The sequence below is a fragment of the Legionella sainthelensi genome (assembly GCF_900637685.1).
GTDB classification, from domain to species: domain Bacteria; phylum Pseudomonadota; class Gammaproteobacteria; order Legionellales; family Legionellaceae; genus Legionella; species Legionella sainthelensi.
Window position 1 is genome coordinate 4,120,290 of the sequence record NZ_LR134388.1, and the last position, 16,548, is coordinate 4,136,837.

Below are 16,548 nucleotides of genomic sequence, written 5' to 3' on the forward strand. Positions count from 1 at the left end.
TGCGCAATAAATAAAAGGAGCTTCAGAATGTATGCTAAAACTCAAGATACGGCCTCTAAAAAACATGTGGGTTCATTGAATGTACTTAATTTGGCTACCCACAAAATAGATGGGTTTCGTTTATATACTTGCGCTCCAACTCAACATGACAAGGAGGGAAAAGTAACGCGAATTTTAGAACCCGAAATAAGATTTAAACCCAATAAAATGATAAATGGAAAAAGTATTGAGTGGGCGATCAAACACAAAAACTCTCCCGTTTGTTTCCAGATAATAATGAATATAATCAATAAAACCATTCTTGATGAGATTCCATTGGCGCAACACAAACATAAGACATTCATTAATAAATTATGGAATGGCTTAACTAATCAGCACAAAATAAATGTAATACAGGCTATTTATGAGAAAAAACCTTTTTTACTATCAAGTAAAGAAAGTGTCTCCAACACCATTATAGAAGGTGATAACGCAAAAGAGTTTTTTAATATTGTTTGCCATAATTTTCCCATTGCAACACCATCAACTGTCCCCCCTGAGCATGCATCACGCATTATTTTTATTAATGCCAATGTGTATGCACAAAGACAGGGCAAAGAAAGCGTGGCCGCATACACTCAAAAGCATCCACATGAATGCTGCATTGTCCATAATCAATCAGCTTTAGAAAATGTTTTAAAACTACATAAAGGGAGCGACCAAACAATTTCTTTAGTCATTTTTGCAGATAATAATATCAATAAAAAGAAAACATGTTTGGATTGGACACTTGAAACTGTTGGCGATAAGCTTGGAGAAATAGTCAAATTACATCCGTGTATTGGTCATTTAAACCTGTTTACTTGTTATAGCGGTTCATTAGATATAACCAAGCTCCACGAAGCGGCATGTTTTGAAAGAAGTGAAGGATTACAGGATTTGTCTCGATCGTTGTCGGTCTATCCTAACGGCACACACCCTGACCATAACCCTTTTGAAATCGGTACTATTGCTCATCAAATTTGCCAGATAGTTTTTCCTGCCATACATGAAAAAAAGCGAGGGCCGGTCGCCATTTCTGCGTCCCCACGTTACATCCATTGTAATGAATCACGATTTATTGGTTCTTCCGAAGGAACCCCCTATTATCCACATCGTTTTTTTGCTGAGGAAAGTTCTTTTCTGCATTATAAAAGAATTACCACATTTATTGGAGAGCCTCTATTATTTCAAGGTGTCTGCTTATCTAAATCAAATGAGCAAAAAAATAGCTACTACAAAGTAGTATTAGCTAAAAAAGAACACGTGGTTCCTCAAGAAAATGGGCTACTTTTAACCTATAGTTTTTTTAAACCATCGATCAAAGAATCCGTGCCACAGTCCATGAGCAAACACAGCATTAATCATCACCTTTAGAAAAAATTAAAATAAGTCGGAGTTTTCAGAAGCTTAACCGTTTTAAACAGTTTGTTTTTTGCCAAGCTTCGACTTACTTCTAAGCATGTCAATAACCTCCTCCAGAGGTGGACATGTGAATATTCATAATTAATATAGGTTGAAATAAATGCCCTATCTAGATGGTGTAGATAAACCACGAGGTGGAGAAATCCGATTAATTAATCCTGATAGCGCCAAAAAGGATGGATTTCGTTTATACCTCTGTACTCCAGTTCCTTATCAAGAAAATAAAAAAGATCGTGATGAAAAAGAATTACAAACCGAAATACGATTTAAAGCAAATAGAACTATAGATGGATTTCACATTCACGAAGAAATTAAAAAGAAAAACTCCGCGTTCTGCCTCCAAATTATCATGAATATTGTCAATCAAGTAATCTTGAGTGAGATTCCAATCAAAAAACATAGACATACTGTATTTATCAATACATTATGGAATGGTTTAAATGATAAACATAAAAAAGAAATAATAAAAACTCTTTATGAGAAAAAGCCATTTCTACTCAGTAAAAAATCAACCGTATACGAAAATATCATTGGTGGTAATAATACACGGGAGTTTTTTAATCTGGTTTGTCAAAACCACCCTATTCTTTACTCTAATACTGTAGCTCCTCAACAAGCATCCCATGTGATATATATTACAAATAGAGATTTGAACTCAAAAGAAGGTATTGAAAGCATCTCTTTATATACTCAAAAACATCCTAACAAATGCTGCATTGTCACTAAAAAAAGCGCTTTATTACAGGTTTTAAATCAACATAAAGACGAAAATCAAACTATGACTCTAGTTATTTTTGGCCATAATAACGTTGATAAAAGTAGAGCATTCTTAGATTGGACTCTCGAAACAGCAGGTATGGAGCTGGGCAAATTATTAAGTGAGTATCCTTGTATTGGGCATTTCAATATGTTTACTTGCCATAGTGGCTCATTAAATAGTTCCAAGTTAAACAATACCCTACTCTATGAAAAAAGCACAGGAAAACAAGATTTATCTCGATCACTTTCCGTTTATCTGCAAAGCTCTTTACCCGAGGGCAACCCATTTGAAACTGCGACTCTTGCCTTTCAAATTCATCAAGTCGTTTCTCCCAAAATCAATGATCAGAAAAGAGGCCCTCTAGCGATGACTTTTTCTCCTGTTTTTATACTCGCAAAAAACAATCAATTTATTGGCACCTCGAATGAATATAAATACTCTTTTAATGAAACCAATCCTCTTTTACATTATAAAAAAATCACTACTTTTGTTGGAAATGAACTGTTATTTAATGGAGTTTGCTTAGAAAAATCAAATCATCATAAAACGAGCCGCTATAAAGCCATTCTCAAAAATAATGAAATCATCCAAAATACACGGCTGTCCTCTCCCCACACTTTTTTTAATAACCCATTATCAAAATCTGAAAACAACATGTACTGTCAGAATAAAAGAGAGACTTATTTGGAAACCCTAAATTCTATAGGCCTCACGAACTAGAATTAAAAACGAAGAGGGGTAAGAACGTAACTAAAAGACTTGTCCGGCGGCGTGGTTAGCAAAATATACTACAATTATAAATTAATAATATTTAAGTAATGGATTACCAATTATGTACAGGTTTGCTGACAAGACACCGCCGTCTGCTCATAAGACTCCTGAAAGGCTTCTCTGGAAATAAGATGAAACCAAACTTTTCAGCACGAATAGTCTCTCTAGAGGAGGTTTATGTCGCAAGTTATAAGCTTGCCTTACTTATCATGAGATCTCCCTATATTTTTGATACAGTGATTGCTATCGCACGAGGTGGATTTCCCATTGCCCGCTTTATTTGTGACTTTTTAAACATTCATCATTTGGGGTCCGTACAAATCAGACATTACACCGCAGGAGCTACGGAGCTAGAACAAATGCACATCATCGCTCCGGTGAATACACAAGTCGAAGGCAAAAAAATATTGCTGCTTGATGATGTCAACGATACCGGAAAGACACTCATCACCGCACATGATTATATCCAGACCATGCATCCTACCCTACTTAAAACAGCGGTGATTCATGAAAAACCAAACACCCTATTTCAAGTTGATTTTGTGGCTGAAAAAATAACTGAATGGAAATGGTTAATCTATCAATGGGCAGTTACCGAGGATGTTCTTGCCTTTCTTTATAAAGATAATATGTTAGAAGAAAATGAAGAGGTTGCGCATGCTCATTTAGCGGAAAAATATAAGCTCCGCATTGATAAAAAATATTTTCATGACATTCTGCAATTAAAGGAAAATTATTATAAGACTCCTTAAACGGGGATGATTAAAATGCCTGAAAGATCTCAGTTAAAAATTTTTTTAAGTGGCGATGTAATGACAGGTAGAGGTATTGATCAAATATTAAAACATCCTGCTGAACCCCAAATTTACGAATCGTACATTCAAGATGCCAGAGATTATGTTTTGCTTGCTGAACGTATTAATGGAAAAATTCCCCGCTTTAACCATGGGGATTACTTGTGGAGCGATGCTTTAAAAGAGCTTAATCGCAGACAACCTGATGTAAGCCTCATTAATTTGGAAACGAGCGTGACGAGTGACGGGCATCCTTGTATTAATATACCGAATGCATCCCAAAAATATTGCTGCGCTCACAGCAGCACGAATTAATGCATGTTCCCTAGCCAATAACCATATTTTAGATTGGGGCATTAATGGTTTTTGTGAGACACTTGCAACCTTAAATAAAGAAGGCATCGCTCATGCAGGAGCAGGACAAAATATATGTCAAGCACAAGAACCGGCGATTCTTTCCATTCCCAAGATCTCAGGACGAATTTTGATTTTCTCTATGGGGACATGTTCAAGTGGTATTCCAAAAAATTGGGGGCGACTGCAAATCAATCAGGCATTTGGTTATTTAACGATCTAAGTACTGAAACAATCAAACAAATAAAAATGACGATTGAATTCTACAAGCAACCAAGCGATTTTTGCATTATCAGTATTCATTGGGGAGGAAACTGGGTAGAACAAATCCCTTTACAACATCAACGTTTTGCGCATGAACTCATTGATACAGTAGGGATAAACCTAATCCATGGTCATTCCTCTCACCACCCGATTGGTATCGAGTTATATAAAAATACCCCCATTTTATATGGTTGTGGGGATTTGATTAATGACTATGAAGGAATCACGAATTATAAGGAATTCAACAGTAATTTATCATTAATGTATTTTTTGGAATTTGATACTACAGAATTAAAGTTGAAACAACTTAAATTGAGTCCTTTTGAGAGAAAAAAATTTAAACTTAACTATGCCAATGATGAGGATTGTCAGTGGTTATTGAATGCATTACAGAAACAATCCACCCCTTTTGATACTCATTTTAAACTAAGAAATAATGTCATTTATTTAGAAGCTTAAAATATAGGAAATAAAAATCAATCACACAAACTAACTAAAAACAAGCCTTTTTTAAAAAAAGAAATTACAAAATCATTATTACAATCGGCAGGTCTATACTTTGTTCATATGGGCCATAACCGCTTTACGAGCAAGGAGCCATTATAATGTATAAAAATATTATGCTAGCACTTGATTGGAGTAACAAGATATCTGATTCTTTAGTAGAAGAAGTAATAAAACTCACTAAAGATCAAAACTCTAATGTGCGAATCATCCATGTTATTGATGAGACTTTTATCAACTATGGTGGGCCACCTTTTGACTATGTTTCAATTATTGCTTCTTGGCGGGAAGATAGTGAAAAGTTATTAAATAGCGCGTCAAAAAAAATAATTAGCCAATCACCCACTAAAGTCGATACATTGGTTTTGGAATTAAAACCATTACAAGGTCGAGTGGCAGAGATCATTGTTGAGGCAGCAAAAGAATGGCCTGCAGATTTATTAGTTATAGGCACACATGGCCGGCGCGGCTTTAGCCGCTTCTTTCTGGGCAGCGTGGCAGAGAATATTGTTCGCATTGCCCCAACGCCAGTGCTCCTTGTGCGTGGCACTGACGGATAAGATATAGCAGCACCATTCGCTTTGACTATGTCAATGAAGAAGAATTTAGCGTCGTATTTTGTTCTGACGACATGAGCGGCGCTGTACTTTTATTTTTTCGGCGCGCGGTTGAAAAAAATCTAAAATTATTCAGTATGGAACTCACTACTTTTTCCGCCTCTTCCGCTGAATCAAATTGACAATAGCGACTGCTGGATACCTGTCTTGAGGTATTAAAAGATTGATTAATATCTGTTGCTAAAACCGGAGTAATGGATGAATTAAAGCGAATATTTGCCCCGTGATTTCCATCGCAACGATTAGAGCAGATCATGTTTAATCACTTCATAAGCCTGTGCCAAGCCTCTGCCATGACCACCTAATTTCGATTGTCCCTTTATCAGAAAGAATGGCAGATTGTCCTGCTAACTTAACAGCATAATCGAGATGGTCGTATCATGCCCTAAAAATTCAGAAGAAAATCCACTCCCATCATCAAATACACTTATAGATGCTTTATCAGTTGACTGATCATCAATAAATAATGTTTTCGCATCTGCATCCAGTGCATTTTTAATTAACTCACTCAAGCTTACTAACACCACATGGTGTGCAGCGGCCATGTGATCAACACCAATAGTCTGCACAGAACTTGTTCTTTATATTCTTGAATACGTAGTTCCCAGGATAATGGAGAACTGAAACTACCCTCTCTTAAAGAAACTAACTCTAAACTTATCATAAAATCTCTGCACATCTGGACTCAACAATCGTTGCAGCACCTGGACATGTTTACCAATTATTAGCCACCGCATCCAAAATCAATGGTAGCTAAAATGGTGAGATTAGTCGATTGTTTGCATTTTTGTAACACGCACAACATACCTCGTGCATTAAGAATAAATCACGCTTGTCTTTAACTCATTTTGCGATAGCCTTTTTTAAGGTATAGTGATTAGTTACAGACTTTATATTTTCAGGATGAAACTATGTGCTTTTCAGCTTCTGCCAGTTTTACTGCTGCTGGTGTTATTGCTGCCGTTGGTATTTGCTCTTTGCTCAAAGCACGCACTTATCCGTTATTTCTTTTTGCACTTACTCCTTTATTTTTTGCTGTACAACAAGCTTTAGAAGGCATTGTCTGGATTACCTTAATGTAGGGTGATTCTATGAGCCTTTTAAACAAAATAGGTATTTATGGATTTCTATTTTTTGCCGGTGCTTTTTGGCCAATTTGGCTATCGGGTTGTTTGTATCTTTTAGAAGAGAATAAAAAGCGTAAAAATGTACTCCTTATTGTTTTTATCATTGGTATTATTGCCGCGAGTAAAATTTTATTTCGCTTAGTTGCGCATCAGCATACCGCCGTTATTAGCGACCACCATATTGATTACCCCATGTTTGCTTTGACCTATAGCGTTTCTTCTATGAAACATGTTTTCTATTCCTATACTCTTGATATAGTTTTAACGATAGCCTACCTGATTGCCGTCATTGTTCCATTTTTTATCTCCAGTATTAAAAGCATGTGGATTATTGGTATGATAACGATTATAGGTTTTATTGTCGCCACAGTTTTTTATGCCTTAGCCTTCGGATCCGTATGGTGTTTTTTTGGGGCCCTATCCACAACTGCTACTTATTACATCGTCGCCAACTACACAAAAATGCATGTTAGTGCGTGATTTAAATAACCAGATAGGTAGCGATTGATATCTATTTTTAGCGGTGGCATTGCTCCAGGAATAACTTCCTGATAAGGTAATCATCGAGTTATATTCGTCAGATTAGGTGAGGGATGTTGCGACAATTAATTGATCTTGTTCCATTTTGGTGGGTAGTAGTTATCTTTATCTGTTTTCTTGTTTTTACTACACTAAGCGCGGCGTTTATCTCTTCTCGTTTTTTTCTGTAGCTAATGATAAAGATCATTTTGAACGCTCCAATTCCATCATTGCCATCCTAAGCGGTGGATTTTCTGTATTATTAGCGTTTATTCTTATCACTGCCTGGAATTATCTATTAAAAGCACAGGATAATGCCGCCCAGGAAGCTAATTTCTTAGCGGTAATGACGCACAATATTGCCGTGTTTCCACAAGAAAGCAAAATAAAGCTTTCAGAGGCCATCCGTAATTATACGGTTGCCGTAAGAGTAGAGGAGTGGAAAAGCATGGAAAAAGGAAAAGAAAGTCCAACTGCTGCCCAAGCATTAAGAGAACTATATAAAAACATGCAGTCCTTTACACCAACCACGCAATTAGAAAAAGTGTACTATTCGCAAGCACTACACAATCTTAATAACGTTCATAAACTGCGGCGAGATAGGATTAATCAATTATACAGTGTTATCCCTAGCCAATTAAGTGGGGCTCTCATTATTGGCTCCATTTTTTTAACATTGACCTTAGGTTTTATCCGTGGCCAATCAAAATTTATCGATTTAATACCAATCATCGTTGTGGCAGTGGTACTGGGATTTAATTTAGGGATCGCGTTTAGCTTAGACTTCCCTTTTTCGGGTGATATTTCGGTAAAAAATAATTTCTTTTACCACGGCATCCTAAATACTTTTCACGATTAAAACCAATTAAATGATGATTTAAATACTGCTACAAAGCCATTTCGTGGATTAAATTTTAACCATATGTTACAATATTTCCCACGCGATAATCTTCTCCCAAAGGCATAAGAGGAGAACTGGCTTCCTAGTTTTAATGATTAAACGGGTTCTCGCTAAGATGAGGTATGTCACAACATATTTAGCTTATCTTAGTAAGATCCGTTGATGTGTACTCACCTCTTTTTTTGAATTTTATCATTAGTCACACTAATGAACTTCTTCACTAATGGAGAACCGCTCGTGCACACCCATAAACTGACTCTTAAAAATGTAACTGCGAATGAATTTCAGACTGCTTTTGCCAACATACCGAATACAGCGGATACCCTTGATTTAACCAACAATGACCTAGGTTGCAAAAGTGTCGAGGAATTAGGATTAGCTTTTGCAAAAATTCCAACGTCAGTGACCACACTAAATTTAGAGTACAATCATTTTCACCAAAGAAATGGCGAGGAGTTAGCGCTCATCTTTGCGAACATTCCTATTTCAGTGATCGCACTTAATTTGTACCATAATTTCCTAGGGCAAAGAGGTGTTAACGAATTAAAAATTGCCTTTGCGAAGATTCCCAAGTCGGTGACTTCGCTTAATCTGGGTTTTAATCGTCTAGGCCGAAGAACTGGACGAGAACTAGCTGAAATCTTTGCTAGTATTCCATCCTCTGTCACTACTCTTGACTTAAGTCTTAATAATCTTAACTTTAAAAGTAGCAACGAATTGGCAGCAACCTTTGAAAAATTTCCGCCCTTTATATCGCGCATTAGTTTAAGTTTTAATCATCTTAGTAAGAAAAGCGGTGAAGAACTCGCAATAATCTTTGCTAGTATTCCGACATCAGTTACTGCCCTTGATTTAAGTACGAATAGCCTTAACGAAAAAAGTGGCGCGGAACTCGCAATAGCCTTTGCCCGTATCCCAACGTCTATAACTACTTTGGACTTGAGTCTTAATAAACTTGGCCAAAAAAGTGGCGAGGAGTTAGCCCAAGCGTTTACCAGTATACCAAGCTCCGTGACAACACTTGATCTGGGTAGTGATTGGCTTGATGTATTGGAGAAATTAAGCCAGCAAAAAATAGCGCTTGCGACGATTACCCATTGTGTCATCACTTACAGCTCTGCTAAAGATCACACAACACAACTTAAACTACTCACGATGGTGTTTCCCAACCTAAACAAAGTGACGTTTATGGATAAAGGAGCAAATGTATTCGCCAACCAAAATCCAGTGCAGGAAGCAAACTGGCTTAAATTATGCGGCATTAGAGACTCTGCACCTTCATTGCGCAATCAAGCCCTGTTTTTTGTAGGCAAAAATAAAAATCATGACTTCATTAAAAACAATCTGAAATACCTTCCTAAGGAACTGAGCATACAATTACAAAATAATTAGGGTCTGTTGACACCTCATTAATTTAGGGAACCGATGAATCCATAAACGTTATCTAGCAAAGTTAAAGAAAAATATTCAGCCATACTTGTAATAGGAATTCAATCATTATTATAGAAAACGGATGTGTTTTTTTAATCCACCACCCTATTTTTAATCATTATTAAACACCCCATGCTATAATAATATCGGTGGTGCTCACAGGGAGAAAGTTGTGATATTAAAATATTATCAGGCTTGGCAAAAATTATTGTTTATTATGCTTTCTTTAGTTATCACGACATCTGGTTTTGCGATAAATTTTCCTAATAAGCCAACGAATGATAGCTTCATCGTTGATGAGGCAAATCTTCTTGAGCCCACTACCACAAAACAAATTAATGAGCTGATTTTTCAGGTATGGAATGAACAACGCATTCCAATTTATGTAGTGACCATTCCTTCTCTTGCTCACTATGATGCTTCAGGGCTAAGCATCGAACAATATGCATCAGAATTATTTAATAATTGGGGTATTGGCTCACCAGATCGTAACTATGGTGTTTTATTGTTGGTTTCAAAAGGCGATCGAAAAGCGCGTATTGAATTAGGGAAAGCCTATGAGCATCGCTACGATAATGAAGCAACAGACATTATGCAAAATCTGATTATTCCTAATTTTAAAAATAATGATTATGCTTTAGGTATTTCAGAAGGAGTGCGTGGCTTAGCTGCCCTCGTGAGAGGACAGAGCATTCCTCTTCCAAAACAACCTTGGTGGGCGTGGCCATTACTTATTGGTAGCGTCATTTTAATTACTGCTGTAATTGTTTCATTATTTAAAAGTGGTCGAAGGGGATGGGGATGGGCCCTAATTGTATTATTGGCTACGGTCATAGGCTATCTGTTGTGGGCTGCTGCTAAAGCAGGTGGGAGCGGTGGTGGGTTTGGTGGAGGATCTTCAGGCGGTGGTGGTTCAACAGGATCTTGGTGATGGTGTGTTCATAATAATTAAGGAATAAGGGATGAAAAAAGCCAGTCATTCATTAACTACCGAGCAAATTCTGGAATTAGAAGCGGCAATTACTAATGCTGAACACAACACCAGTGGTGAAATTGTTCCTGTGATTGCTACTTGTTCTGCTCATTATCACCATGCAAATATGATGGTAGGATTTGTTTTTTCTTTGATTGCTTTTGCCGCATTATGGTGCATGACTGAAATGAAGCCCGGATCTACGTGGGGTGAAGAGCATATTCTCTCAGTTGGGTTGCCCATTTTTTTATTTACAGAAATTGCAGCTTTTATTTTAGGGTTGTTTTTGGCAGGACTAATTCCCCATTTGAAATTATTTTTTATTTCGCAAAAAGAAATGCAGCAGGAAGTAACCCGTGCGGCACATCAAGCGTTCTTTAATTTACACGTCGCAAAAACACCTACGAGTACCGGAGTGGTGATCTATATCTCTCTATTTGAACACATTGTTTGTGTACAAGGTGATACCGCCATCAGTGAAAAATTATCACAAGAAGATTGGCAACATATCAAAGATTTGGTGATTCATGACATTAAGAAAAATCAACTAGCGTTTGGATTGAAAAATGCAATTTTAGAGATGGGAACATTGCTAGCAAAACATTTTCCCGCTACCTCTAATAACTCCAATGAATTACATAACAAAGTTTATTTGTTGGACTAAAATAGCGTTTATGCAAAAGTTACCGTAGAAATCAAAACTTATTCGTCAGAAATCTCCCAGAATCGAGATATATGATAGTAATGAGTCAATAATCTCAAAGCTATAATTTCCCCAAAGACATCAATTAAGGAGCGATCTCAAAAACCTCATAATTCTGGTATCTGTAGGATTGATACTTAGCCGATAACCGCTTCAGAATCCGTAACCAAAACATTTTTGCAGGATTATTGTCTTCCAGGACAGAAATTTCCCAACTGCCAGGATGAGATTTGATGGTAGTGAGGGCTGCTTCGGTTCCAATATTTTGCCTTCTAAATTCAGGCATTATAAAAAATTCGGCTAATTTCCACCTTAGAGATTCATTGAGCGTAATATCATGTACTAATGAAAACCCAATAACTTGGCCCTTATACTGAACGGCATATGGGAATCTTTGTTCTTCAGACCAGTAGTTTTCAAAATAGGGGTATTGGAGATACTTTCCATCTTGCCCAAGTTCAAAATGTTTAAAAGCAGACCGTTGATTCTGCTCAAACATATAGAACTGCAATAAGTTGCTGATGATATTTTGATTGTCTTTGTTCACTCTATCAAGTGCGATCATATTTAAGTTCATATAAGAAAGAGAAATCTCCTACTACCTCATCTTAAGAATGGGGTTCTTGATTTATTGGCTTTGTCCTAACCCCCATAAAATGATAACTAGTGACTGCTACAGTTATGATGATTACAGGTTTAGTAATATAATCCAACTCGTCTGAATAGAAAAATAGTGATATAAAAAATGCAATTTACCGACAGAAACTGGTTTTTAGACGAGTTACCTGAGCAAGTTGATTACAGTTGGTTATCCAGATTAATGAAGTTTTGGCTAGAGACAGAAGCGCTGCCATTTAAGATGGGTGTTCTAGCGACAGTAGATGAAAATGGGCTTCCAAAAAGCCGAACAGTAGCCATTCGTGAAATAAACGAACAGGGTTTGCTTTTTTTTACCCAACTGGGTAGTGCGAAAGTAGCACATATTTCAGTTAATCCTTATGCTTCTTTTACTTTTCTGTTACCGAATACACAAAGACAAGTTACTGTCGCAGGTAGTGTAAGGCCAGTTGACGAAAGCGAAAATTTAAAAAATTGGGTGACTTATGATCAAGAACGAAGGTTACGTTTTTTAGTTTATGGCACAAAGTCCGGACAGCTGATAAAAAAACAACGGGAGTTAGATGAAGAGTTAGCTGCTTTAAGGGATCAATATAAAAAAACACTTCCAGAAATGCCTCGAGAGTATGTTGGGTATACGATTGTTCCGGAAGAGATAAAGTTTTATCAATTAAATGAACACCGGTTGTCGGACTCAATAGCAGCAATCCGTACTAATGAAACCTGGACTTTAAGGCGATTTGTTCCTTAATCAGTACGTGTAAAGACAACACGCACGTGCAATAGAGCACCGTGCTCCAAAATCCCATGAACGTTAAGAACCAGACTCGTTAGTTTTTCAGCTCCACAACAGTGACTTTAATGGGTGTTCCCGATAAATTAACATCCTGGTGGGGTTCAAGACCTTGCTGTTTGCTTAAAAATCTGGGGGTGTTCGCTTTTAGCACCATGGTTTTTTGCTCACCAGACTTGTATTTTACTAAAAGCGTCACATTTCTTTCAGCGGTAACTACTCTAGCCGTTTGGTGCGTATGGTATGCGAGAGGTTGGTTAGGGCAGATTGTTGTCTGCCACACTTTTGTTTGATCGTTATCTATAAAAACGTTTCGTTTGGTCTCACATTTGTTTGTTTGCGCGGTATTTGCGAAGGAATATGATGCCACAAGAAAGAGCAATAAAAATTTTTTCATAATGGGTAATCCTCTGTTTTGCACTAACAAACAACAAGGTAGGTTTAAAACTGCGAAAATATCATGCGGTGCATTTAATTTTCAAGATATTTTCTCACGTTATTGACTAAGAGGGTTATTGTGGAGCATATGATTTTTAATTACTTGATTGCCTTTTCTTTAGGGTGGTGCTTTCCCTTTCATACATAAAAAAATGCCCCGTTAACCAAGATTATCAGAGAGCTCTTTGACGCGGCGAGGACACCCTTAATAAGGTCTGATTCATCCTAAAATTAGTTTTAGATTACTTCAAAAAGTATTAACCTAAGGGGGTTTCTCAATCTAAAATAAATACAGAGTTTTTATTTTTCTATCTTTATTAGTTTGGTATGATGCTTTTAAGATAAGCAATTGACTTATAGGGCTATGGAAGAAAAAAAAGAATTAAGTGGGATAGAGTCAGGAGAGTTATGCGATACTCTATTTTTTCAAGGTAATGGGTCTTCTCAAACTCAAGCACTTAAGTATGTAGGTAATCAAAAATTACTGCAACAACTGGCGAGACAATGTGGTGTACGGGACGTAATAACCTTTCACCTCTTAATGTAATTTATAAATTACATATAGGTGTGGAGATTGCCGATGTAAATTTAAAGCCTTTTGATTCTTACTTATCCTATTTTAATCCTATTAAAATACTAGGCTCGGCTATAACCTGGGGATCAAATTGGTATTATGGATTTCACTTTACATCGAGTATACCAAAAACAGAATCAGTAGCATTTCATGCTCCGATTCTTTCGCAGGTGAGTATTGGTCAAGAAACCGATATGCAATCCCATCGAAGAAAATATGATTCCTGGCTAGTTAGTAAAGATAAAACACAGGGACTTATTTTATGGGGTGTCTCTCGAGGTACCGCTGCCACATTTTGCGCTTTTGCAAAAGAAAAATATCCGGAAGTAAAATTAGTGGTTTTAGAGGGGGCTATTGATTCGGTACAAAATGTTATACCCGGCAGAGTAACAAATACAATCCCAGTAGATTTTGTTTCAAAAAAAATTACAAGTGCGATCACTTCGGGTTTTTCTTTTTTTAAGAAATATAACTTGATGCAGTACGATCCTCAAGGCACCTCGCCACTAACAAGTGTTGAAGAATTTCCTGAAGAAATTCCAATTGTGTTTATAACATCAAAAAAAGATACCGTGGTTACCTGCAAAAATACAAAAAATATTGCCCAAACTTTAGCAGATAAAGGTAAAAATGATGTTTATCTTTTAGAGCTAGAGCGTTCTAGTCATCCTAATTATATGTTTGATGATGTTAATGATCACGATAATTATGAAGCGTTTATTCATGCTATTTATAAAAAATATAATTTAAAGTATGACCCCGATTTGGCTGCAAAAGGAGAACGCCTTGTTCAAGAGTGTTCCTTGCATGAGCTAAAGAGCTCGAATACGATGAGCTGTAATTAGCACATAATTCAAGATAAGCAACATATTTATCCTCATAAGCGTCATATTGAGCATACCATCTTGTTGCACTACGATCACACTCTCTCGAGCATCATTTTGTGAGTCTTGTTTACTTAACAAGATGTATTCATCCGAATACAACCAATAAGACGTAGGCTCACAAGTAGTTATGAATTGAAAAGTTCCTTCAAGCTCTTCTATGGAATTTATTTTAAACTCAAGTAGATGAGTATGAGGAATCCCTCAGGGATAAAATGCGGCATGTCGGCGTTGGGAGAGCAAATATCAACCGACCCTAATATTGTTGGGCTTACCAAGCTGATTTTGATAAGTAAAATATTTTAGCAACTTTACGACACGAACAACATCTGCTGTTCTTCTCGAAATATTTATTACTTTTAGAGCCTGATCTTCATGCGCATCCCCCATTAAATAAACAATTCGATCAGAGGTAATCACTTTAAATGCATTTGGATCGATAGATCCATCAGCAAAAATTTGGCTTCTAATTTTAGTAGTTATCCAACTGTCTTCCATTGAGTTAGATGGCGTAGAACTCACCCCTACTTGATTAAACATTCGTCTATAGCCTTTTACTGTTGTTAACCGTCGACGTAATTCATTATTAAGCTCCGGAGTTGGTACATGACCAACCAATAAAATATCTCCTTTGAAAACAGCTATATCAATAACGCATTGATTATTCTTAAATAAATTATCAACCATTATTGCGTTATTCACCTTTAAAAATAAACTGTAATCATCGAGCTTTTTATAGACATCGTGTCGGTCATAAACCAATGTTGCGCCAGTCCATAATCCGCTAATGCAGCCTGGAAGCAATAAGAAAATTCCCATGATGAATAAAATCAAACGTCCTTGTTTTAACATATTTAGCTAGTGTATGTATTGAAACGTTTTGACCACTTTACGTACCCCATTCACTCGACGTGCGACATCAACTGCAAGAGCTGCTTGCTCATCATGAACAATACCCATCAGGTAAACAACACCATTTTCTGTTACAATACGTATTGATCCTGACTCTAGACCTTTTTTGGCTAGCATTCTGCTACGCACCTGACTTGTAATCAAACTGTCCTTAGAGCGTTCTGTGAGCGGAATTGGGTAACCTACAGTGATTTCGTTATAAACGCGATGAACCCCTGGGGTTCCCCGAGCAATTTTTTCCGCTAAACTACGTAGAGAAGGCGTTGGTGTTTGTCCTACCAGTAATACTACGCGATTAAAGCTTGTTACAATAACACGCGAATCACTAAACTGATGGTTTGTCACTATGGCTTTGTGGATAAGATGAAATAAACGAGCATCGGCCTCCATTGTTACAACACCGCGCTTATCATACACCATTCCTGCAACCGCTCCTGTAACCACAGCAGCAACACATCCTGTTAATAAAGACGCTATTAAAAGAAAAAAGACTGATTTTAATTTTAAATGCATGTTTTACCCCAAAAGTTGACCAAATAACGACTGGTCAATTAAATCACAAAAGCAATGTAAGATGAACAAATGCATTTCTCTAATGCGAGCAGAATGATCAGAAATAACACGCAACTCAATATCTTCGGGTCCTAAATGATTGGCAAGAACTCCTCCATCACGTCCACTTAAAGCAATAGCATCCATGCCTCGTTCATTTGCGGCATGAAGTGCATGTAACATACTATCCGAGTTCCCTGAGGTAGTTAACAAAAGCAACACATCATTTTCTTGGCCTAAAGCCTGTATTTGTCGGGCAAAAACCTGATTGTAATGATTCTCGTTAGCTGAAGAACTTAAACTGGTTGCGTCCGTACTTAAATTAATTACAGGAAGCGATGGTCTTTCCACTTCAAATTGATTGAGCATCGCACTCGCAAAATGCATGCAATTAGCGCTCGAGCCACCATTCCCGCAAAGTAATATTTTTCCATCAGCAAGCAAACAATTTACTAAACGTTGTCCGGCTCTAGCAATTGAATCGGATAAAGCATCAGCAAGAGCAATTTTGGTTTCAATAGTTAAACCAAATAAATGTCTCACTCGTTCTTCCATTTGTACCATAATATTAAACCTCTACCTCAGTAAAAACGAGGGTCTGTTGCAACCAATCCCC

Annotated in this window: 19 protein-coding genes and 2 pseudogenes; 14 read left to right on the forward strand and 7 right to left on the reverse strand. The window is 37.0% G+C overall.

The window, feature by feature from the left end:
• The first annotated feature begins 27 nt into the window (after positions 1 to 27).
• From EL220_RS17910 to EL220_RS17930, 6 genes and pseudogenes are all read left to right on the forward strand, one after another.
• Positions 28 to 1,395 (forward strand): hypothetical protein, encoded by a 1,368-nt coding sequence (locus EL220_RS17910; protein WP_027270396.1) that lies wholly within the window; start codon positions 28 to 30, stop codon positions 1,393 to 1,395.
• Between the two features lie 148 nt (positions 1,396 to 1,543).
• Complete coding sequence (locus EL220_RS17915) at positions 1,544 to 2,923, forward strand: hypothetical protein (RefSeq protein WP_027270395.1); 1,380 nt, start codon at positions 1,544 to 1,546, stop codon at positions 2,921 to 2,923.
• Between the two features lie 182 nt (positions 2,924 to 3,105).
• The gene (locus EL220_RS17920; RefSeq protein ID WP_027270394.1) at positions 3,106 to 3,726 is read left to right on the forward strand and encodes a phosphoribosyltransferase; all 621 of its coding nucleotides are present in this window, start codon (positions 3,106 to 3,108) and stop codon (positions 3,724 to 3,726) included.
• Positions 3,727 to 3,786: 60 nt separating this feature from the next.
• A pseudogene (locus tag EL220_RS19620) lies at positions 3,787 to 4,345 on the forward strand (CapA family protein).
• The gene (locus tag EL220_RS19625; RefSeq protein WP_261975398.1) at positions 4,273 to 4,845 is read left to right on the forward strand and encodes a CapA family protein; all 573 of its coding nucleotides are present in this window, start codon (positions 4,273 to 4,275) and stop codon (positions 4,843 to 4,845) included. Before EL220_RS19620 ends, EL220_RS19625 begins: the two are co-directional and overlap by 73 nt.
• A 146-nt stretch (positions 4,846 to 4,991) precedes the next feature.
• Positions 4,992 to 5,450, forward strand: a complete 459-nt coding sequence (locus tag EL220_RS17930) for a universal stress protein (protein WP_027270393.1) — start codon at positions 4,992 to 4,994, stop codon at positions 5,448 to 5,450.
• 25 nt (positions 5,451 to 5,475) lie between these two features.
• On the opposite strand, the gene EL220_RS19420 is transcribed toward EL220_RS17930, so the two are convergent.
• Entirely contained in the window at positions 5,476 to 5,763 is a 288-nt protein-coding gene (locus EL220_RS19420) for a hypothetical protein (RefSeq protein WP_232002548.1), read from the reverse strand.
• Positions 5,764 to 5,854: 91 nt separating this feature from the next.
• Complete coding sequence (locus EL220_RS19425) at positions 5,855 to 6,052, reverse strand: ATP-binding protein (protein WP_232002549.1); 198 nt, start codon at positions 6,050 to 6,052, stop codon at positions 5,855 to 5,857.
• A 366-nt stretch (positions 6,053 to 6,418) separates the two neighbouring features.
• Here EL220_RS19425 and EL220_RS17940 point away from each other — a divergent pair.
• The 5 genes and pseudogenes from EL220_RS17940 (at position 6,419) to EL220_RS17960 (ending at position 11,122) form a co-directional block, all read left to right on the forward strand.
• A pseudogene (locus EL220_RS17940) lies at positions 6,419 to 7,114 on the forward strand (DUF6629 family protein).
• A 148-nt stretch (positions 7,115 to 7,262) separates the two neighbouring features.
• On the forward strand, positions 7,263 to 8,012 hold the full coding sequence (locus tag EL220_RS17945) for a bestrophin-like domain (protein WP_232002765.1): 750 nt from the start codon (positions 7,263 to 7,265) through the stop codon (positions 8,010 to 8,012).
• Positions 8,013 to 8,291: 279 nt separating this feature from the next.
• Entirely contained in the window at positions 8,292 to 9,446 is a 1,155-nt protein-coding gene (locus tag EL220_RS17950) for a leucine-rich repeat domain-containing protein (protein WP_051544715.1), read from the forward strand.
• A 211-nt stretch (positions 9,447 to 9,657) separates the two neighbouring features.
• Positions 9,658 to 10,416 carry a TPM domain-containing protein gene (locus EL220_RS17955; RefSeq protein WP_027270391.1) on the forward strand — a complete coding sequence of 253 codons (759 nt, stop codon included), beginning with the start codon at positions 9,658 to 9,660 and terminating at the stop codon, positions 10,414 to 10,416.
• A gap of 31 nt (positions 10,417 to 10,447) precedes the next feature.
• Entirely contained in the window at positions 10,448 to 11,122 is a 675-nt protein-coding gene (locus EL220_RS17960) for a TPM domain-containing protein (protein ID WP_027270390.1), read from the forward strand.
• A gap of 124 nt (positions 11,123 to 11,246) precedes the next feature.
• On the opposite strand, the gene EL220_RS17965 is transcribed toward EL220_RS17960, so the two are convergent.
• Positions 11,247 to 11,726, reverse strand: a complete 480-nt coding sequence (locus EL220_RS17965; protein WP_162162563.1) for a GNAT family N-acetyltransferase — start codon at positions 11,724 to 11,726, stop codon at positions 11,247 to 11,249.
• Between the two features lie 180 nt (positions 11,727 to 11,906).
• Here EL220_RS17965 and EL220_RS17970 point away from each other — a divergent pair, with 180 nt between their 5' ends.
• Complete coding sequence (locus EL220_RS17970; RefSeq protein ID WP_027270388.1) at positions 11,907 to 12,530, forward strand: pyridoxamine 5'-phosphate oxidase family protein; 624 nt, start codon at positions 11,907 to 11,909, stop codon at positions 12,528 to 12,530.
• A 79-nt stretch (positions 12,531 to 12,609) separates the two neighbouring features.
• Here the strand turns inward: EL220_RS17970 and EL220_RS17975 are convergent, their stop codons facing one another.
• Positions 12,610 to 12,969, reverse strand: a complete 360-nt coding sequence (locus EL220_RS17975) for a cupin domain-containing protein (protein ID WP_027270387.1) — start codon at positions 12,967 to 12,969, stop codon at positions 12,610 to 12,612.
• 390 nt (positions 12,970 to 13,359) lie between these two features.
• Here EL220_RS17975 and EL220_RS17980 point away from each other — a divergent pair, with 390 nt between their 5' ends.
• Both EL220_RS17980 and EL220_RS17985 read left to right on the forward strand, forming a co-directional pair.
• Positions 13,360 to 13,557 carry a hypothetical protein gene (locus EL220_RS17980; RefSeq protein WP_128130965.1) on the forward strand — a complete coding sequence of 66 codons (198 nt, stop codon included), beginning with the start codon at positions 13,360 to 13,362 and terminating at the stop codon, positions 13,555 to 13,557.
• Positions 13,515 to 14,429, forward strand: coding sequence for a hypothetical protein (locus EL220_RS17985; RefSeq protein ID WP_128130966.1), 915 nt, complete (start codon positions 13,515 to 13,517; stop codon positions 14,427 to 14,429). Before EL220_RS17980 ends, EL220_RS17985 begins: the two co-directional genes overlap by 43 nt.
• Positions 14,430 to 14,714: 285 nt before the next feature.
• Here the strand turns inward: EL220_RS17985 and EL220_RS17990 are convergent, their stop codons facing one another.
• From EL220_RS17990 to EL220_RS18000, 3 genes are read right to left on the reverse strand one after another with little or no spacing between them, the layout of a single operon-like run.
• Entirely contained in the window at positions 14,715 to 15,320 is a 606-nt protein-coding gene (locus tag EL220_RS17990) for a BON domain-containing protein (protein ID WP_027270385.1), read from the reverse strand.
• 6 nt (positions 15,321 to 15,326) lie between these two features.
• Positions 15,327 to 15,893, reverse strand: coding sequence for a BON domain-containing protein (locus EL220_RS17995; RefSeq protein ID WP_027270384.1), 567 nt, complete (start codon positions 15,891 to 15,893; stop codon positions 15,327 to 15,329).
• A gap of 3 nt (positions 15,894 to 15,896) precedes the next feature.
• Positions 15,897 to 16,496 (reverse strand): D-sedoheptulose-7-phosphate isomerase, encoded by a 600-nt coding sequence (locus EL220_RS18000; protein ID WP_027270383.1) that lies wholly within the window; start codon positions 16,494 to 16,496, stop codon positions 15,897 to 15,899.
• Between the last annotated feature and the right edge of the window lie 52 nt (positions 16,497 to 16,548).